This is a genomic window from Leucobacter chironomi DSM 19883, assembly GCF_000421845.1.
Taxonomy (GTDB): Bacteria; Actinomycetota; Actinomycetes; order Actinomycetales; family Microbacteriaceae; genus Leucobacter; species Leucobacter chironomi.
The window spans coordinates 401,503-419,923 of sequence record NZ_ATXU01000001.1 but is presented as its reverse complement, the minus strand read 5'-3'; the positions used below and the strand labels follow the sequence as shown (position 1 = coordinate 419,923).

At 70.8% G+C, this 18,421-nt stretch carries 16 protein-coding genes and 1 pseudogene; 9 read left to right on the top strand and 8 right to left on the bottom strand.

Annotation, left to right across the window (positions count from 1 at the left end; genetic code table 11):
- Window positions 1-24: 24 nt before the first annotated feature.
- Window positions 25-1,017, top strand: a complete 993-nt coding sequence (locus H629_RS0101770; protein ID WP_338034103.1) for a diacylglycerol/lipid kinase family protein — start codon at window positions 25-27, stop codon at window positions 1,015-1,017.
- Between the two features lie 87 nt (window positions 1,018-1,104).
- On the opposite strand, the gene H629_RS15470 is transcribed toward H629_RS0101770, so the two are convergent.
- A complete protein-coding gene (locus H629_RS15470) occupies window positions 1,105-1,323 on the bottom strand; it encodes a hypothetical protein (RefSeq protein ID WP_051137763.1) in 219 nt (72 codons plus the stop codon).
- A 119-nt stretch (window positions 1,324-1,442) separates the two neighbouring features.
- Between H629_RS15470 and H629_RS0101760 the strand changes: the two genes are divergently transcribed.
- The 4 genes from H629_RS0101760 to H629_RS0101745 all read left to right on the top strand — a co-directional run bounded on the left by H629_RS0101760 (window position 1,443) and on the right by H629_RS0101745 (window position 4,724).
- On the top strand, window positions 1,443-1,985 hold the full coding sequence (locus tag H629_RS0101760) for a YaeQ family protein (RefSeq protein WP_024355644.1): 543 nt from the start codon (window positions 1,443-1,445) through the stop codon (window positions 1,983-1,985).
- A 207-nt stretch (window positions 1,986-2,192) separates the two neighbouring features.
- On the top strand, window positions 2,193-3,311 hold the full coding sequence (locus H629_RS0101755; protein WP_029746448.1) for a fatty acid desaturase family protein: 1,119 nt from the start codon (window positions 2,193-2,195) through the stop codon (window positions 3,309-3,311).
- A gap of 118 nt (window positions 3,312-3,429) precedes the next feature.
- Window positions 3,430-3,684, top strand: coding sequence for a hypothetical protein (locus tag H629_RS0101750; RefSeq protein WP_024355642.1), 255 nt, complete (start codon window positions 3,430-3,432; stop codon window positions 3,682-3,684).
- Between the two features lie 95 nt (window positions 3,685-3,779).
- Window positions 3,780-4,724, top strand: a complete 945-nt coding sequence (locus tag H629_RS0101745; RefSeq protein WP_024355641.1) for a DUF808 domain-containing protein — start codon at window positions 3,780-3,782, stop codon at window positions 4,722-4,724.
- Window positions 4,725-4,772: 48 nt separating this feature from the next.
- Here the strand turns inward: H629_RS0101745 and H629_RS0101740 are convergent, their stop codons facing one another.
- The gene (locus tag H629_RS0101740; RefSeq protein ID WP_024355640.1) at window positions 4,773-5,903 is read right to left on the bottom strand and encodes a 3-isopropylmalate dehydrogenase; all 1,131 of its coding nucleotides are present in this window, start codon (window positions 5,901-5,903) and stop codon (window positions 4,773-4,775) included.
- A 174-nt stretch (window positions 5,904-6,077) separates the two neighbouring features.
- Between H629_RS0101740 and H629_RS0101735 the strand changes: the two genes are divergently transcribed.
- Both H629_RS0101735 and H629_RS0101730 read left to right on the top strand, forming a co-directional pair.
- Window positions 6,078-7,571 carry an aldehyde dehydrogenase family protein gene (locus tag H629_RS0101735; protein WP_029746447.1) on the top strand — a complete coding sequence of 498 codons (1,494 nt, stop codon included), beginning with the start codon at window positions 6,078-6,080 and terminating at the stop codon, window positions 7,569-7,571.
- Between the two features lie 30 nt (window positions 7,572-7,601).
- Window positions 7,602-8,423: pseudogene (locus H629_RS0101730) on the top strand (SDR family NAD(P)-dependent oxidoreductase); the annotation flags it as partial.
- A gap of 101 nt (window positions 8,424-8,524) precedes the next feature.
- On the opposite strand, the gene H629_RS0101725 reads toward H629_RS0101730, so the two are convergent.
- The 5 genes from H629_RS0101725 to H629_RS0101705 all read right to left on the bottom strand — a co-directional run bounded on the left by H629_RS0101725 (window position 8,525) and on the right by H629_RS0101705 (window position 15,290).
- Window positions 8,525-9,928 (bottom strand): amidase, encoded by a 1,404-nt coding sequence (locus tag H629_RS0101725; protein ID WP_024355637.1) that lies wholly within the window; start codon window positions 9,926-9,928, stop codon window positions 8,525-8,527.
- A gap of 66 nt (window positions 9,929-9,994) precedes the next feature.
- Window positions 9,995-11,812 carry an ABC transporter ATP-binding protein gene (locus H629_RS0101720; protein ID WP_024355636.1) on the bottom strand — a complete coding sequence of 606 codons (1,818 nt, stop codon included), beginning with the start codon at window positions 11,810-11,812 and terminating at the stop codon, window positions 9,995-9,997.
- Window positions 11,809-12,720, bottom strand: a complete 912-nt coding sequence (locus tag H629_RS0101715) for an ABC transporter permease (RefSeq protein WP_024355635.1) — start codon at window positions 12,718-12,720, stop codon at window positions 11,809-11,811. Before H629_RS0101715 ends, H629_RS0101720 begins: the two co-directional genes overlap by 4 nt.
- Before the next feature lies 1 nt (window position 12,721).
- Complete coding sequence (locus H629_RS0101710) at window positions 12,722-13,669, bottom strand: ABC transporter permease (RefSeq protein WP_024355634.1); 948 nt, start codon at window positions 13,667-13,669, stop codon at window positions 12,722-12,724.
- Between the two features lie 100 nt (window positions 13,670-13,769).
- Entirely contained in the window at window positions 13,770-15,290 is a 1,521-nt protein-coding gene (locus H629_RS0101705; protein WP_024355633.1) for an ABC transporter substrate-binding protein, read from the bottom strand.
- A 292-nt stretch (window positions 15,291-15,582) separates the two neighbouring features.
- Here H629_RS0101705 and H629_RS0101700 point away from each other — a divergent pair, with 292 nt between their 5' ends.
- On the top strand, window positions 15,583-16,347 hold the full coding sequence (locus tag H629_RS0101700; RefSeq protein ID WP_024355632.1) for a FadR/GntR family transcriptional regulator: 765 nt from the start codon (window positions 15,583-15,585) through the stop codon (window positions 16,345-16,347).
- A 36-nt stretch (window positions 16,348-16,383) separates the two neighbouring features.
- On the opposite strand, the gene H629_RS0101695 is transcribed toward H629_RS0101700, so the two are convergent.
- Window positions 16,384-17,667 (bottom strand): MFS transporter, encoded by a 1,284-nt coding sequence (locus H629_RS0101695; protein ID WP_024355631.1) that lies wholly within the window; start codon window positions 17,665-17,667, stop codon window positions 16,384-16,386.
- Window positions 17,668-17,875: 208 nt separating this feature from the next.
- Here H629_RS0101695 and H629_RS0101690 point away from each other — a divergent pair, with 208 nt between their 5' ends.
- Entirely contained in the window at window positions 17,876-18,340 is a 465-nt protein-coding gene (locus H629_RS0101690) for an Lrp/AsnC family transcriptional regulator (RefSeq protein WP_024355630.1), read from the top strand.
- Window positions 18,341-18,421: the final 81 nt, after the last annotated feature.

Below are 18,421 nucleotides of genomic sequence, written 5' to 3'. Positions count from 1 at the left end.
TGCGGTCGTGCGCGGCGCTCACCCATGATGTCGCATAGTCTCGAACGCATGCGGGCCAAGCATGCGGCCGTGGTGTACCACCCGGTCAAGACACCGCTTGAGCGGATTCGTCGCGCTGCCGCGGAGATGGAGAAACGTCACGGGTGGGACGCCACACGATGGTATGCGACCGGGAGCGATGACGCAGGGAGAAGCGCCGCCGAGCAAGCAGTCTCGGGCGGGCCCGCAGCGGTGATCGTCGCAGGCGGAGACGGCACCGTGCGTGCGGTGGCCGAGGTGGCGCACGAGCGCGGGATCCCGGTCGCCCTGGTCCCGCTCGGCACAGGGAACCTGCTTGCCCGCAATCTCGGTGTGCCGCTGAACGATCTCGAGGCCTGCGTCGCCGCGGCATTCTCGGGGGCGAACCGAGCGGTCGACGTCGGCGTCGCCGAGTTGGAAGACGAGGAGGGGGTTCGAAGCAGCCACGTCTTCCTCGTCATGGCGGGGATCGGCCTGGACGCCGAGATGGCCGAGCGCACGAGCGCCTTCGCCAAGAGACGTCTCGGCTGGCTCGCCTACGTTTCGCCGATCGCTCGGTCGATCATCGCGAATCGCCTTTTCCACCTGGAGTACCGGGTGGACGACGGCCGCGTCAGATCGACGCGCGCGCACACGATCATCGTTGGCAACTGCGGGACCCTCACCGGGAACATGCTGCTGATTCCGGCGGCGGTGGTCGATGACGGGCTGCTCGATGTCGTGATGATGCGTCCGAAAGGCAGGCTCGGATGGGCCATGATCGGCACGCGCTTGACCGTGCAGGGGATCGCGCGCCGGTCTCGGCTGAGCCGGAAGATGCTCCGATCCGCCCCTGCCCTCCAGGCGCTCGCCTACGCGCAGGGAAAGCGCTTCGAGGCGCACTTCGACAGCCCCCATGGAATCGAACTCGACGGAGACGGTTTCGGTTCCGTGGTTCGGGTGCGGATCAGCGTGCGCGGTGCGGCACTCCAGGTGCGGCATCCCACCCCCGCGGGCTGACTGCTGCGGACAGGCACCGGCTTGCACCGGCCGACGCGGTCGTGTGCCGTCGGCGGCGGGAGTCGGAGGAGGCGGGGCTCCTCGCGCTCAGGCTTTCGGCCGCCTCGCTCGTTGCCGGATAATGCCGAAGATCACAGTGCCGACGAAGAGCACGATTCCGATGATGGCCAGCCACAGCAGGCCCTCGAAGACGAATCCGACGATCGACAGCACAGCCCAGAGCACAAGCAGGATGAGAATTACTGTCCACATGTTCGTCACGATACGCCGATCGCCGTCGCCGATGGGGAAACCGGCAATACTCACAGCAACTCGCATCGCGGCCCGGCGCCCCGTGGCTCCGCCTCTGCGGGCCGCTGCCGAGGACGAATCCTCGTGTCGGGCCGACGTCGAGCGCCTTCCGCGCCGCGCTAGGCTCGGGAGTCATGGCGATTGGCGCGACGATCCACACCTTCGAGGTGCAGCTGGCGGATGTTGACCGGGGCGTGTACGAGGAACTCTCGCTGCGCGTGGCCCGGCACCCCTCGGAGACCGACCCGTTCATGATGACGCGCGTGCTCGCGTACTGCCTCGAATACGAGGAGGGCATCGCGTTCGGCGCGGGCGGGGTGTCCTCGACGGAGGAGCCCGCCGTGCTGGTGCGGGATCTCACCGGGCGGATCACGGCGTGGATCGAGATCGGCGCGCCCGACGCGCAGCGCCTCCACTTCGGCAGCAAGCTCGCCGACCGCGCGGCCGTCTACACGCATCGCGACCCCGCGAAGCTGCTCGCGGCGTGGGAGGGCAAGACGGTTCACCGCGCCGAGCACATCCCGCTGCGCTCCTTCGACCCCGGCTTCGTCGACGCCGCGGTCGCCGAGCTCGCGCGCCGCAACACGATGACCGTGTCGGTGACCGAGCAGCAGCTCTACCTCGAACTGGGCGGGGCATCCCTGAACACCGCGATCCACGAGCACCGCATCGCCTGAGTCCCGGGGCGCCGTCGACGCACCGCCGATGCGCGGCGGCCGGGCGGCCCCGCACCGCCTGAGCATCGCCTGGGCATCCTCGGATCGTCGCGTTCCATGCAGCCCGCCGTATGGTGCGGGCGATAGCGTGAGGGAAGCGATCGGCGACCGCCCTTGGCTTCACCGAGTCGCCTCCCGTGCGGTTCCCACAGAAACAAGGTGCCGCGCATGTCGAACACCCGTACCCAGCAGGCCTCCGGACTCGACGGCCCCGGGCCGCTGCGCCCCACGAGGGCCCGCCGTGAAGACTTCCCGCCGATCGCGAAGGCCTACACCCGGGTCTCCGAGGTGGTGCGCGAGTCGGGTCTGCTGCGCCGCGCGCCCTGGTTCTACGGCTCGGTGGGGGCCGCGATCGCCCTCGCGTTCGGCGGTGCAGTCACCGGATTCATCCTGCTCGGCGACAGCTGGTTCCAGCTGCTCATCGCCGCCGCGCTCGGCATCATCTTCACGCAGGTCGCGTTCCTCGCGCATGAGGCCGCGCACCGGCAGATCCTCTCCCTCGGTCCCGCGAACGACCGCCTCGCGCGCGTGCTCGCCGGCTCCATCGGCATGAGCTACTCGTGGTGGGATTCGAAGCACACCCGTCACCACTCGAATCCGAACCGGGTGGGCAAGGATCCCGACATCGAGGTCGACACGATCTCGTTCCTCGAGGAGGACGCGGTCGAGGCCCGCGGCCTGCGCCGTGCGATCACGAAGCGTCAGGGCTGGTTCTTCTTCCCGCTGCTCACGCTCGAGGGCCTCAACCTGCACTTCCACAGCTTCAAGCACCTGTTCGGTCGGGGTCCGGTGAAGGGCCGCTGGATCGAGATCGGGATCATCGCGGCCCGTTTCGCGCTCGTGCTGGTGCCCGTGTTCCTGCTGCTGCCGCTCGGCATGGCGTTCGCGTTCATGGGCGTGCAGCTCGCGGTGTTCGGGGTGTACATGGGCGCATCGTTCGCCCCGAACCACAAGGGCATGCCCGTGATCGCGCACGACGCGAAGCTCGACTTCTTCACGAAGCAGGTGCGCACCTCGCGCAACATCCGCGGCGGCTGGTGGGCGACGTGGCTCATGGGCGGCCTCAACTACCAGGTGGAGCACCATCTCTTCCCGAGCATGTCCCGGCCGCATCTCGCGAAGGCGCGCGAGATCGTGCGCGAGCACTGCCGCACGCTCGACGTGCCCTACACGGAGACATCGCTGTGGCGCTCGTACGCGATCGTGATCGAGTACCTCAACCGGGTGGGGCTTGCGGCCCGCGACCCCTTCGAGTGCCCCATCACGGCGCAGTACCGACGCGCATAGCCGGATCGCCGATCCGCCCTCGCTCCGTCTTGTAACCCCTCCTCCTCGCGGAGTCAACGGGGTGTTCTCAGCCGTGAGGCCGCGCGTAGCGTGGGCCATCACAGCTGGAGAAGGAGAGATGGAGGAAGAGATGCCCGAGTCGGACAAGAACGAGGTGCACGAGGAAACTGCGACCGAGGCCAGCAACGGGGAGGGTACGGCGTCGTCGCCGCCGAAGGGCGGCACGCAGGACCGCCCGATCCTCGACGGGTCCACCGTCGACTACGGCCGGGAGGGCCGCATCGACAACCCGCGATACGGCATGGAGGATCCGGGCCTGGTGCGGCACCCCGAGACAGGGGAGAAGACTCCCACCCCCGATGAGGAGACCTGAGGCCGCTTCGGGTTTCTAGCCCTAGAGTTGAGGGGCGGATCGCGTTCGGCGATCCGCCCCTCGCCTGTGCAGGCCCGATTCAGCAAGGATTCCCAGTGAGCGGTAGCTTCTTCGCCCTTCTCGACGACATCGCCGTGCTGGCGCGGGCGGCCGCCGCCTCGATCGACGACGTGGTGGCCGGGGCCGCGAAGGCCTCGGCGAAGTCGGCAGGCGTCGTGATCGACGACGCCGCGGTCACGCCGCAGTACGTGCGCGGCATCAGCCCCAGCCGTGAGCTGCCGGTGGTGTGGCGGATCGCGCGCGGCTCGCTGCTCAACAAGGCCGGCATCATCGTCGGCATCATGCTGCTCAGCATCTGGGCGCCGTGGGTGTTCCCCTGGCTGCTGCTGGTGGGCGGCACCTACCTCGCCTACGAGGGCGCCGAGAAGGTGTGGCACTGGATCGGCGCGCTGCGCGGGCACGGCGACGAGCACACCGTCGACGAGGTGGTCGAGCGCACCGAGACCGATGAGAAGCAGATCGTGGGCAGCGCGGTGCGCACCGATCTCGTGCTCTCCATCGAGATCATGCTGATCTCGCTCGCCAACATCGATGCGGATTCGTGGCTGATGCGGCTCGCGATCCTCGTCGTCGTCGGCCTGCTCATGACGGTGATCGTCTACGGCAGCGTGGCGCTGCTCGTGAAGATGGACGACGCCGGGTTCTGGCTGCGCCGTCGCCGCCCGCGGGCGCTGAAGGTGCTCGGCATCTGGCTCGTGAAGGCGATGCCGGTGGTGTTCCGGCTGCTGAGCATCGTGGGCGTGGTCGCGATGCTCTGGGTGGGCGGCCACATCCTGATCGTCAACCTCGCCGAGGTGGGGGTGCCGTGGCCGTACGAGCTGCTGCACGCGATCACCCACTCGGTGCACGGACCCGCGATCGTGACCTGGCTGATCGACAGCGGGCTATCGGCGGTGTTCGGGCTGATCTGGGGCGCGGTCGTGGTGGCGGTGCTCGCGGTGGTGGCCCGCCTGCGGTTCGTGAAGCCCGCGGCCCGGTAGAGCGGATCCGCGGGTTCGGTCTCGGCGGCGCGCGGGTCCGGCCCCCGCTCAGAGGCGCGACGGCTCGAGCGAGGCGAGCACGCCGAGCAGGGAATCGGGCACGAGCGCGGTGTCGGCGCGACCCTCGCGCACGATCTCCGCGATCCGCGACCCGATCTGCGAGGTGCTGAGGCCCATCTCCTCGCCGGCCAGCGCGGGCAGCCCGCCCAGCACCTCGACGGTGGCGGCCTCGACGGCGCGCGCGGCATCGCCCTCGCCGAGGTGCCCCAGCATGAGGGCGAGCGAGAGGATCGCGCCGGCGGGGTTGGCCCGGCCGCTGCCGGCGATGTCGGGCGCGGAGCCGTGGATGGCCTCGAACATGCTCGGGGCGCTGCCGTCGAGATTGAGGTTGGCGCTCGTGGCGACGCCGAGGCCGCCCTGGATGACTGCGCCGAGGTCGGTGATGATGTCGCCGAAGAGGTTGTCGGTGACGACCACGTCGAAGCGCTCGGGCGTGAGGGGCAGGTGGAAGCACATCGCGTCGACGTGGACGTAGTCGACCTCGACCTCCGGGTAGCGCTCGCCGACGTCGGCGACGACCTGCTGCCACAGCTGCCCGGCGGCGACGAGGATGTTGGTCTTGTGGCAGAGCGTGAGGCGGCGGCGGCGTCCGAGGGCGAGCCTGAACGAGAAGTCGACCACGCGCTCGATGCCGGCGCGGGTGTTGAGGGACTCCTGCATCGCGACCGCGTGGGGGGTTCCGGCGTGCACGGTGGAGCCGCGTCCCACGTAGGCGCCCTCGGTGTTCTCGCGCACGATCACCATCTCGCAGCGCTCGGGGGTGAGACCCGCGATGGGGGTGGGGACGCCGGGGTAGAGGCGCACGGGGCGCACGTTGGCGGCCTGCTGGAAGCGCTGGCGCATTTCGAGGATGAATCCGCGTTCCAGGATGCCGGGGGTGACGCGCGGGTCGCCCATGGAGCCGAAGAGGATCGCGTCCTCGTCGCGCAGCAGCGGTTCGACCGCGTCGAAGAGCTCGCCGGTGGCGAGGTAGTGGTTCGCGCCGGCCGCCAGTTCGCTGCGTTCGGTGGTGAAGCCGAAGCGCTGCTCGGCGGCGTCGAGCACGTCGAGTGCGCAGGCGACCACCTCGGGGCCGATCCCGTCGCCGGGGAGGACAGCAATGGAGTGGGAGCGCGTCATCGGGGTCTCGTTCCTTGTTGCAGCGGATCTTTTCACCTATATTAATGGTAAGGCCACTCGATCGCGAGGGTACCCCCACGGGCGCCCCGCCGAGAGCGGCGGCACCGATCCCCGTCGCAGGGGGCGCTCGCGAAGACGCGACCCGTGCGGCCTCCGGCTGTGAAGGATCCCACCATGCACCCCTCCCCGCACCCCATCGAGCTGCACGCTCCCGCCGGCAGCCTGCCCATCGGCACCGCCTGGCGCGAGGTCTCCGGCCGCGCCCGGATCGTGTTCCCCTTCGACGGCAGCCTCGTCGCCGAGGCGCCGCAGAGCACGGCCGCCGACTCCGCCGACGCCCTCGACGCCGCCGAGGCCGCGCGGGCCGAAGTCGCCGCCCTGACCACCGCTCAGCGCAAGGCGATCCTCACCGACATCTGCGCCCGCCTGCGCGCCGACCGCGAGCGATTCGAGCAGCTGCTCGTGCTGGAGACCGGCAAACCGCTGCGCGACTGCCGCGTCGAGATGGCCCGCACCATCGTCACCTTCGAGGCCACCGCCGAAGAGACCTCCCACGTCACCGGCGAAACCGTGCCCCTCGATCTGCAGGAGCTCGGCCGCGGCATGGTCGGCTACTACACCCGCAAGCCCGCCGGCGTGGTCGTGGGCATCGCCGGCTTCAACTACCCGGTGCTGCTCGCCACCCACAAGCTGGCCCCCGCGATCGCCGCGGGGTGCCCGATCATCGTGAAGCCCGCCCCCAACACCCCCCTCGCCACGATCGAGCTCTTCGCGATCGTGCGCGACGTGCTCGCCGTCCACGGCGTGACCGGCGCCGCGGCCCAGCTCGTCAACGGCGGCCCCGAGGTGGGCGAACTGCTGGTGCGCGACCCGCGTGCCCAGGTGGTCTCATTCACCGGGTCCGCGAAGATCGGCCACCTCATCGCCCAGCAGGCGGCCCCCCGCAAGACGCTGCTCGAACTCGGCTCGAACACCGGGTTCATCGTCGCCGACGACGCCGACGTCGAAGCCGCCGTCGGCGCGGTGCTGGCGGGCGGCTTCTACGCCAACGGGCAGGCCTGCATCTCGGTGCAGCGCATCGTGCTGCAGCGCGGCATCGCCGACCGCTTCGCCGGGCGGCTCGCGGAGCGCCTCGCAGAGCTGGTGGTCGGCGACCCCCGCGATCCCGAGACCCACGTCGCCCCCGTCATCAACGCCGCCTCCGGCGATCGGATCCGCGCCACCGTCGAGCGCGCGCTCGCCGCAGGCGCCGAGCTGCTGGCCCCCTCGGCCGAAGCTCTCGCGCAGGCCGATCGCGCGGCGGCGGTGCCGCCCGTCGTGCTCGGCTCCGTGCCCCGCGATGTCGAGGCGTGGCGCGAAGAGATCTTCGGCCCCGTCGTGTGTCTCACCGTGGTCGACTCGGTCGACGAGGCGATCGACGTGGTGAACGACTCCCGCTACGGTCTGCAGGCCGCGATCTTCACCTCCTCGCTCGAGAGCGCCTTCGCCGCACTCGACCGGCTCGAGGTGGGCGGTGTGGTGGTCAATGAGATCCCCGGCTTCCGATCCGACATCATGCCCTACGGCGGTGTGAAGGACTCGGGGGTGGGCCGTGAGGGCCCCCGCTACGCGATCGAGGAGTTCACCGTGACGCGCATGGCGATGATCCGGCCCGTCGCCCGCAGCTGACCGCCCCGCTCTCCCGCGGCCGCCCGCCGCCCCCGCCCCACCGACAGAAAGCAGCACCGCATGACCAGCACCCCCGACTACTCCCAGCTCTTCCGCCTCGACGGCCGCACCGCCGTCGTGGTGGGCGCCGGGGGCATCGGCCGCGAGGCCGCCCTGGCGCTCGCCGCCCACGGGGCGCGCGTGGTCGTCGCCGATCTCTCGCTCGAGGCCGCGCAGGCCACCGCAGCCGCCATCGCCGAGCGCGGAGGCGTGGCCGAGACCTTCCGCCTCAACGTGCTCGACGACGCCGAGGTGGAGGCCGCCGCCGAGCGCTTCGGCGACGCCTCCGCGCTCGTGTTCACCGCCGCTATGAACGTGCGCAAGCGCATGGCGGATTACACGATGGAGGAGTACGACCGGGTCGTGAACCTCAACCTGCGTTCGTCGTTCCAGCTGATCCGGCACTTCGGCAAGGCCTTCGCGGCGAACGGCGGCGGTTCGATCGTGGGCTTCGCCTCGATCCGCGCCCAGGTGGTCGAGCCCGGGCAGGGCGTGTACGCCGCCACCAAGGCCGGCCTCGTGCAGCTCGCGAAGACCGCAGCGGCCGAGTTCGGCGCGCAGGGCGTGCGAGTCAACGTCGTCGCCCCCGGCATCGTGGAGACTCCGCTGACCGTGCAGATCAAGCAGGACGAGGCGTGGGATCGCGCCTACGCCACGAAGAGCGCGCTGGGCCGCTGGTCGCGCCCCGAGGAGCTCGCCGGAGCGGTCGTGTACCTGGCCTCCGAGGCGTCGAGCTTCGTCACGGGATCCACCCTGTTCGTCGACGGCGGCTGGACCGCGATCGACGGCCGCTTCACGCCGCCCACGGCGTAGCGACGCGCGCCCGCGCAGCAACAGCGGAGCCCTGTGGGGCGGCCTCCCGCAGGAGGCCGCCCCACAGGGCTCCGCTGCATCTCGGGGATGAGACCCGCGCGCTACGCGATGGAGGCCCAGTCGACCGCGGCGTCGTCGCCGCGCACGGTCTCGAACCAGCGGGCGACGCGCAGCAGGCGGTCGTCGCTGCCGATCCGCGACGCGATCTGCAGGCCCACGGTGCGGCCATCGTCCTGCACCGCGGCGTTCACCGACACGGCGGGCTGCCCCGACATGTTGTAGGGCACGGTGAAGGAGATGTGCCCCATCGTCTGCAGCGGGTCGGTGACGGGCATCGGATCCTCCGCGGCGAACGCGGCCACCGGCGTCACCGGTGACAGCACGAGGTCGAAGGGCTCGGTCGCCGCGCGCGTGAGCTGCGCCATCGTGTCGGCGCAGCCGCGATTGCGCACCGTCTGCGCCGCGCTGATCGCGGCGCCGGCGCCGCACCACTCGGCGATGAAGGGGAGCACGTGCGCCCGCTCGGCCTCGCTCAGCGCCTCGTAGTCGGCGTAGGAGCGGCTGCGCCAGAAGTCGACGAGTCCGTCGAGCACCTCGGCTGGCACGAAGGGGGCGAGCGGTACGACGGCGGCACCCGCGTCTGCGAAGAGCTGCGCGGCGCGCTCGACGGCTGCGCGGGTCTCCGGCTCGACGGGCAGGCCCGATCCGGCGTCGAGCTGCAGCGCGACCCGCATACCGGCGGGGGAGAGCGGCTCGGTCGACCAGTCCATCGGCTGGTAGGGGCGCGTGAGGTAGTCGCGGGCGTCGGGCTGCGCGATGATCGACATGAGGCGGATCGCGTCGGCTGCCGTGCGGGTGAGGGGACCGGCGGCGCGGCCGGTGTAGGGCACGTCGAGCGGGATGAGGCCCTCGCTCGGCTTGAGAGCGGTGAGACCCTGCCAGGAGCCGGGCAGGCGGATCGAACCGCCGATATCGGTGCCGACGTGCAGGGGGCCGTATCCGGCGGCGGCCGCAGTGCCGGCGCCCGCACTGGAACCGCCTGCGGTGAGCGCGGGGTCGAGGCCGTTGCGGGTGATGCCGTGCAGGCTCGAGACGCCCGAGGAGAGCATGCCCCAGTCGGGCATCGTGGTCGAGCCGACGATCACGGCTCCGGCTTCGAGCAGACGGTCGGTGGTGGGGGCGTTGCGCTCGGCGATCGGCGGGTTCGGGATCGCGGTGCCCGAGGGCTTCGGCTGCCCGGCCCGCGCGATGTTCTCCTTCACGGTCACGGGTACGCCGTCGAGGGGCCCTCGCTGCTCGCCGGCCCGCCACCGCGCCGTCGAGGCTGCGGCGTCGGCGCGCAGCTGCTCGGGGTCGAACAGGTAGAGCGCATTCAGATGGGGCTCGCGCGCCTCGACGCGGGCGATGACCGCTTCCGCGACCTCGCCGGGCGTGAGCTCGCCGGCCGCGTAGGCCGCCGAGAGGGCACCGGCGTCGAGGGCGAGGATCTGCTGCGGGTCGGTCATGTGGATCTCCTCACTGCGGCGCGGGGCCGCGGGGCTGCGGATCGGGCGGGCGGTCGCGCCAGCGCCTCAGAAGGCGCTGGCCAGTTCCTGTCGCAGCGTGAGCGACGAGTCGATCAAGCGCTGCGTGTACGGGTGCCGAGGGGCGTTGTAGACGGTCTCGGTGTCGCCGGCCTCGACGATCTCGCCGGACTGCATCACCACGACCGAGTCGCAGAGGTGCCGTACCACGCCGAGGTCGTGCGACACGAAGACGAGGGTGAGGCCGTACTCGTCGACGAGGTCGGCGAGCAGGTTGAGCACCTGCGCGCGCACCGAGACGTCGAGCGCGCTGACGGGCTCGTCGGCCACCACCACCTTCGGCCGGCAGATGAGCGCGCGGGCGATCGAGATGCGCTGGCGCTGCCCGCCGGAGAACTGGTGGGGGTAGCGCTCGGCCGCGTCGGCCGGCAGCCCCACGGCCTCGAGCATCTCGGCGACCATGCGGGAGCGCTGAGCGGCGCTCTCGTCGCGGCCGCGCACGAGCAGCGGTTCGGAGATGATCTGCTCGACGGTCATGCGCGGGTCGAGCGATCCCATCGGATCCTGGAACACGATCTGCAGGTTCTGGCGCAGCTCGCGCAGCTGCGACTCGCGCGCGCCCGAGACCTCGTTGCCCGCCACCACGGCGCTGCCCGAGGTGGGCTGGTCGAGGCCCGCGAGGATGCGCAGCAGGGTCGACTTGCCGGATCCGGATTCGCCGACGACGCCCAGTCTGCCGCCCTCGGGCACCTCGAAGGAGATCCCCCTGAGCGCGTGCACGAGGGGCGCCGGCTTGAAGAGGCTGGTGCGGCCGCGGGAGTAAGTGCGCACGAGATCGGTGACCCGGATCACCGGTTCGGCGGCGTGGGCGGCGCCGGTCGCCGAGCTCTCGGCCGCAGCTGCGGCCTCGGACACGGCGGCGGCCTCGGCGGCCTGCTGCGCCTCGCGTGCGGCGTGCGCGGTGCGCGCCGCCGCGGCCTCGGCGGCGCGCTCCTCCTCCGGGGTCGGGGGCACGTACGACGCGGCGCTCGCGACCGTGAAGAGGCGTCCGCTCGCATCGGTCGCCTCGAGATCCGACGCCGCCAGCAGGCCCCGCGTGTAGGGGTGCTGCGGCCGGGTGAACACCTGCTCGGTCGGCCCCTCCTCGACGATCTCGCCCTGGTTCATCACGAGCACGCGCGTGCACATGTTCGCGACGACGGCGAGGTCGTGGGTGATGAAGAGCAGGCCGGTGCCGCGCTCGCGCACGAGTTCGAGGATCAGATCGAGCACCTGGCGCTGCACGGTGACGTCGAGAGCGGTCGTGGGCTCGTCGCAGAGCAGCAGGCTCGGGTCGTTGGCGAGGGCCATCGCGAGCATGACGCGCTGGCGCTGTCCGCCCGACAGCTGGTGCGGGTAGGCCCGGGCGGCCTCGGCCGGGTTCGGCAGCTTCACGGCGTCGAGCATCTCGACCGCGCGGCGTCGCGCCTCGGCCTTGCCCGACACGGTGCGGTGCTGCAGCATGATCTCGGCGACCTGGTCGCCGGCGCGCATGAGCGGGTTGAGCGCGGTGAGCGGTTCCTGGAAGACCATCGCCACGTCGTTGCCGCGGATCTTCATGAGCTCGGAGTCGCGCGTCTCGAGCAGGTTGCGGGGCGAGTCGCCGAACCGTACCGAGCCCGTCGCGGTGACGCCGGAGGGCAGCAGGCCGAGCAGCGCGGTGGTGGTCATCGACTTGCCCGATCCGGACTCCCCGATGAGGCCGATGCGCTCGCCCCGCTGCATGTGCAGCGAGAAGTCGTGCACGAGCGTGCGCTCGCCGGCGGAGACCCGCAGGCGGTCGACGGTGAGCAGCGGCGCGCCGGCCGCTTCGGGGGTGGCGCTCATGAGCGGCCTCCGTTCAGCTTCGGATCGAATCGGTCGCGCAGGCCGTCGCCCAGCAGGTTGAAGCCCATCACGGCGATCGCGATGGCCACGCCGGGGAAGATCGCGAGCGAGGGGTGCGTGCCGAGGAACTGCTGCGACTCCTGCAGCATGCGCCCCCACGACGGTGTCGGCGGCGGGGTGCCGAGGCCGAGGAAGCTCAGAGCCGCCTCCGCGAGCACGGCGAGCGCGAAGGCCACGGAGCACTGCACCACGACGATGCCGATGATGTTGGGGAGCACGTGGCGCACCGCGATCCGGAATCGCGACTGGCTCGCGGCCCGCGCCGCGAGCACGTACTCGGTGCTCATGACCTGGAGGGTGCCGGACCGGGCGACCCGGGCGAAGCCCGGGATGGTGGAGATGCCGATCGCGATCATCGCCGACACCGTCGACGGGCCGAACACGGCGCCGAACATGATCGCGAGCAGCAGCGCCGGGAACGCGAGGGCGATGTCGGAGGTGCGCATGATGATCTCTTCGATCCAGCCGCCGCGGATGCCCGCGATGATGCCGAGCGGGGTACCGACGAGCAGGGCGATACCCACCGAGATGAGACCGACGAAGAGGGTGATGCGGGCGCCCACGAGCATCCCGGAGAAGAGATCGCGGCCGTACTTGTCCGTGCCGAAAAGGTGGGCGAGGCTCGGACCCTGCAAACGGTCGGCGGGGTTCACCTGCACCGGGTCGTAGGGCGTCCACACGAAGGAGAGCAGTGCGGTGATGGCGACGATGCCCACCAGCACGAGGCCTGCGATGAGCGTGGGCGAGAGGCGCCGGCGTCCGATGCGACGGCGGGGCGTGCGGGGCGCGGCGATCGCGCTCGTGCGCGGAGCCTGGCTGGAGGGGACGGGGGTCTGCGTGGTGTCCATGTCAGGAGCTCTTTCGCATGCGCGGGTCGACGATCGTGTAGATGACGTCGATGAGGAGGTTCATGAGCAGGGTGATCGCGACGAGCACCATCACGAGCGACTGCACGGTGAGCAGGTCGCGGTTGCCCACTGCGTCGAGCAGCATCGAGCCGAGGCCGGGGATCACGAAGACGCGCTCGATCACCACGGCGCCGATGATGAGCGCGGCGATCTGCACGCCGGTCACGGTGATGACCGGGATCGCGGCGTTGCGCATGCCGTGCTTGAGCAGCGCCCCCGTCTTGCTGAGGCCCTTCGCGCGGGCGGTGCGCAGGTAGTCCTCGCTCATGATCTCGAGCACGGCGCTGCGCACGTAGCGGGTGAGGATCGCGCCCTGCACGGATGCGAGGGCGAGCACGGGCAGGAACAGTCGGCGCAGGAACTCGCCGAAGTCCTGGTTCGGGGGCGTCCAGCCGCCCGCGGGGAACCATCCGAGTTGGATGGAGAAGACGATGACTAGCAGGATGCCGGCGAGGAATCCGGGGATCGCGACACCGAGCTGCGAGACGGCACCGATCGCGATGCCCGAGAAGTTGCGGTGGCGCACGGCTGCGATCGTGCCGAGCGGGATCGCGACGAGCAGTGCGACGGCCATCGCGGTGAGGACGAGGATGAGGCTCACCTGCAGCCGGTCGATGACGAGGGGGCTGATGTCCTGCCGGGTGACGTAGGAGACGCCGAAGTCGCCGCGCAGCAGGCCGCCGACCCAGTCGAGGTACTGCACGGCGAGGGGACGGTCGGTGCCGAACTGCGCGCGCATCTGCTCGAGCAGCTCGGGGCTGGCGTTGACGCCCAGAGCGACCTGGGCGGGGTCGCCGGGGATGAGCCGCATGAAGAGGAAGACGACGACGGTCGCCACGAGGAACGTCGCCGCGAAGCGGACGAGGTTCACGAGTAGTCGTATGGCCATGAGGCTCCTTGTCGCAGCCCGGATCGGCGGGCTCGGAACGGGGGGACGGGATGGTCCCCGGCCGGGGCGCCGAGGCGCCGCGACCGGGGACCGGGTGTCGCTACTTCCAGGAGAGATCGGTGAGGTTGAGGGCCTCGACGATCGCGTTCTCCGGCACGCCCTCGAGGCCTGCCGCGCTGATCACGATGTTCGGGAAGAGGAACAGCACGCCGCTCGCGGCGTCATCGACGATCTGCTCCTGCACCTGCTGCATGCCCTCGATGTAGCCCGCCTCGTCGGCGGCGTCGGCCTCGGCCGCGATGGGCGCGATCTTCGAGTTGTCGTAGCCGATGTAGTAGTCGGGGTTGTTGAAGACGGTGAGGAGGTCGCGCGCCTCGACGGCGAGCACCGTGGTCATCTGGTAGTTGTGGTTGGTGAACACGTCCTCGAGCCACACTGCCGGGAACTCCGACGACTCGATGGTGGCGTTGATGCCCACCTCGGCGAGCTGCGAGACCACGATCTCGGACACGGCCTGCGCGTAGGGGCGAGTCGGAACCTTGAAGGTGATGTCGAGGTTCTCGGCTCCGGCCTCCTTGAGCAGCTCCTTGGCCTTCTCGGGGTCGTACTCGTAGGCGTCGTTGAGATCGACGTAGTACGGCTCGAGCGGGGTCACGTAGGTGGCGGTGAGCGAGCCGTAGCCGTTCCAGGCGGTGTCGATGATCGCCTGGCGGTCGAGCGCGTGCAGCACGGCCTGGCGCACCCGCACGTCGTCGAAGGGTGCGATGCGGTTGTTGAGCGACAGCGAGATCTCGCCGCTCGAGGTGCCCGAGACGACCTCGAAGGCCGGGTCCTCTTCGAAGGTGCTCACGAGCTCGGGCGCCTGCAGGTTGACGATCGCGTCGACGTCGCCGGTGCGCAGGGCGTTGGTGGTCGCGGTGGCGTCGGCGAGGTACTTCAGGGTGACCTGCTCGACGCCGGGGGCGTCGCCCCAGTAGTCGTCGCGGGTGTCGAGCACGAGGCTTTCGCTCGGCGTCCAGGAGGCGACCTCGTAGGGGCCCGTGCCCACCGGGGCGTTTGCGAGATCGTCGACGCCGCTGGGGCTGAAGATCGCCCCGATGGGGGTGGCGATGTTGAACAGCCAGGCGTTCGAGGGCTGGGTGAGGTGCACCGCGACCTCGGTGTCGGAGAGCACCTCGACGCTCTCGACGACGTCCATCTTGCCCTTGAGCGTGGTGGTCCAGTCGGTCTTGACCCGGTCGAAGCTGAACTTCACGTCGGCGGCGGTGAAGGGCTCGCCGTTCGAGAAGGTGACGCCCTCGTGCAGTGTGAAGGTGTAGGTCTTGCGGTCGTCGCTCAGGCTCCACTCCTCGGCGAGCAGCGGGACGATCTCGCCCTCCTGGTTGATCTCGACCAGGCCCTCGTAGACGTTCGACATGAGCGCCTGAGGGATCGCCGCGCCGGCGGTGGTGGTGAAGTCGAGGTTCACGGGTGCGGCGGTGAGTGCGATGGTGGCCGAGGTGCGCTCGGCGGTGTCGGCTGCGCCGGTGCTGCCGCCTGAGCCGGCCGAGCAGCCAGCGAGCACGAGCGCCGTGGCCGCCGCGAGTGCCGCGGTGAGGATGAGTGGTGTCTTGCGTCGCATCTTTGCTTCCTGTCGCAGGGAGTGCCGACGGGGTCGGCGTGTCGGGCATGTGACGTTGGGGCGCGGAACCCGCCCCAGGCCATTGTCGTCGGTGCGCGAGGAGCTTTCGAACCGGGAGGACGTCGATCGCGCTCTCGGCACTGAGAGACAAGCAACAGGATAGATGGTAAGGCCACTTGGTGCAACAGGAGCATCCGGGGCCGCGACGCCCGCGGGCCCCGGCCCGGACCTCGGCCGGGCACTAGACTGAAGGCGCCTCTGCCAGCCGACGCGTCCCCAAGGAGCCTCAGCGTTGACCTCCTCGCACAGCTTCACCGCAGCCTCGCCGGTCTACACCTATCAACGGATCGTCGAGCAGATCGAGCACGCGATCCTCTCGGGCGACTTCCCCGTGGGATCGCAGCTGCCCAGCGAGCGCGACCTCATGGGTCAGTTCGGCGTGAGCCGCCCCACCGTGCGCGAGGCGCTGCGCGTGCTGCAGAGCATGGGTCTGCTCGAACCGCGCCCCGGCACCCGCGGCGGACCCGTGGTGCTCGCACCGTCGCCCGATACGCTCGGGCGATCGTTCCGCACCATGCTCGGCACGGCCTCGCTCGACCTCGCCGAGCTGCTGCAGTACCGCATCATCCTCGACGGATCCGCGAGCGAGCTCGCGGCGATCCGCCACACGGACGCCGAGCTCGCACTCATGCGTGAGGCGGTCGAGCGCATGCGCGAGTCGGCCGAGGCCGACGCCCCCGACTTCGCCGACGCCGACCTCGCGTTCCACGAGCGGGTATGGGAGGCGAGCGGTAATCAGATCCTCGCCCTCAGCGGTCATGCCGTCTGGGGGGCGCTGCGCGACCTGCTGCAGCGCGATGCCGAGCGCAGCCCGGGCGACAACAGTGTGAAGCTGGAGTCGGTGCGCATCGACACCGGGCTCTTCGAAGCGATCGAGCGACGCGACGCGGCCGAGGCCGGCAGGATCGCGCGCACTGCGCTCGCCGACCGCTTCAGCTCGATGCTGAGCGAGTCCGATCAGCGGGCTCTCGAGCAGTTCCTCGGACGCGCGCAGTAGGCGAGCACGTACGAGAGACGCCCTGGGCTGTAACGCTCAGCGTCGCACGATCCTGCGCGCCGAGCGCACCGCGAGCACGATGCAGCCACCCGCGACGAGTGCCGCGAAGCCCAGCACGGCCGGTGCGAGACCGGCGCTCCGGGCGACGAGCCCGAGCCCGAGCACGGGCAGCGCGCTGCCGAGATAGGTGACGGCGTAGACCAGGTTGACGGTCGAGGCGTGGCGCGAAGGGGGTGCCGCCGCGACCGCGGCGCCGAACGCCGCCTGGAACGCGACGCCCTGACCGGCGCCGGCGAGCAGGCTGCCGGCCACGAAGAGCGCCGGCGCCGATGCGGTCGGGGCGGCCCCCAGCGCGAGCATGCCCGCCGCGAAGAGCGAGAGGCCGAGCGGCGCCCGCAGCGCCCCGCGCAGGGGCAGCAGCTGCATCGTCGCCGACGCCAGCAGCACGAGCGAGGCGAGCAATCCGAGCAGCGGCAGCGAATCGGTCGCCAGCATCTCGGAGAGCAGCGACGGGGCGAGCGAGAGGCACAGGCCGAAGAGCGCGAAGCTCGCGAAGCCGACGAGTGCTGCGAAGCGGATCGCCGAGTTCGCGTCGGCGGGCGCTGCGTCGGCCGCCGACGTCATCGGGTTTGCAGCGGACCGCGTCTCGGGTCGGCCGGGCTGCGCGCGCCGCGCCCCCGCGGCCTCCTGGCGGCACTCCCGATGCGGCGCGATCAGCAGGATCGCGGGCGCCAGCGCCAGCAGCAGCCCCGACCAGGCGACGAACGGGGCAGCGGTGACGATCCCGAGCTGCGACAGCAGCCCGCCCAGGATCGGGCCGGCGGCGACGCCGCCCGAAGTGGCGAGCAGGGTGAGGCGCCCGCTGAGGTCCGCGCGCCCCGCCAGCAGCACGCGCAGGGCGCTCGACCCCGTGCCCGTGGCTGCCGCGATCGCGAGGCCCTGCACCGCCCGAGCGGCGCAGAACCACGCCAGCGAGGGGGCGAATGCCAGGGCGAGGGTGGCCGCCGCAGTCGCCGTGACCGCGCAGACCAGCACGGTGCGGCGGTTGAGCACGTCGCTCAGGCGGCGGAACAGGAGGAGCCCCGCGAGCAGACTCAGCACGTAGCTGGAGAATGCGACCGTCACACCGAAGCTGTCGATGCCGAGCCTGCGCTCGATGTGCGGGTAGAGAGGGGTCGCCAGGTTCGCCGCGGCGAGCAGGCTGAAGAGGGTGAGGGCGGTCAGCGTCGCACGCAGCCTCGGCCGGTGCAGTGCGACGCGGGGCGGGGTGGTGCCGGCGGCGCCGGTGGCCGGGGACGCGAGGGCAGGGATGGTGCTCACGGGTGTGTTCGCTTTCGGTTCTGCAGCGGGGGTGGTGCTGCGGTTCGATCCGCGAGCGCGGGGTGCTGCGCTCGCGGGGCCGGGTCGGTGCGCTGACCGCGCCCTGCGAGCCAGTACAGCGGTATTCGGCGAATCGCGCAAGCTGATTTGATGAAGTTGATCAGTATGATCAATACTGAGTGAATAGATCATGCAGAAAGTGGGCAATATGAGCGCAATCGACGCGACCGATCGCCGTATTCTGACGCTCCTCGACGAGGACGCCCGCATGCCGACCGCGATGATCGCCATGCGGCTCGGTCTCGCACGGGGCACCGTGCAGACGCGACTCGAACGCTTGCGCGAGTCCGGGATGCTGCGGCGGCACAGCGCGCGCATCTCGCCCGCCGCGCTCGGGCGGCCCGTGGGGGCGAGCGTGCAGGTCGAGCTCGACCAGCACCAGATCGGCGAGGCCGTCGAGGCGCTCGCGAACATCCCCGAGGTGCTCGAGTGCTTCGCCCCCGCAGGCAGCACCGATCTGCTGCTGCGCGTGGTCGCGAAGGATCCCGACGACCTCTACCGGGTGAGCGAGGAGATCCGCCTCTGCCCCGGCATCAACCGCACCTCGACCAGTCTCTTCCTACGCGAGGTCATCCCGTACCGGGTCACCGCGCTGCTCGCGGCGGGGGAGTGAACGGTGCGCGGATCCGGATCCCGGCTCAGCGCCGGAGCGCGCCGGGCCGGCCGCGAGGCCCCGATCGCGCTCGATAGCATG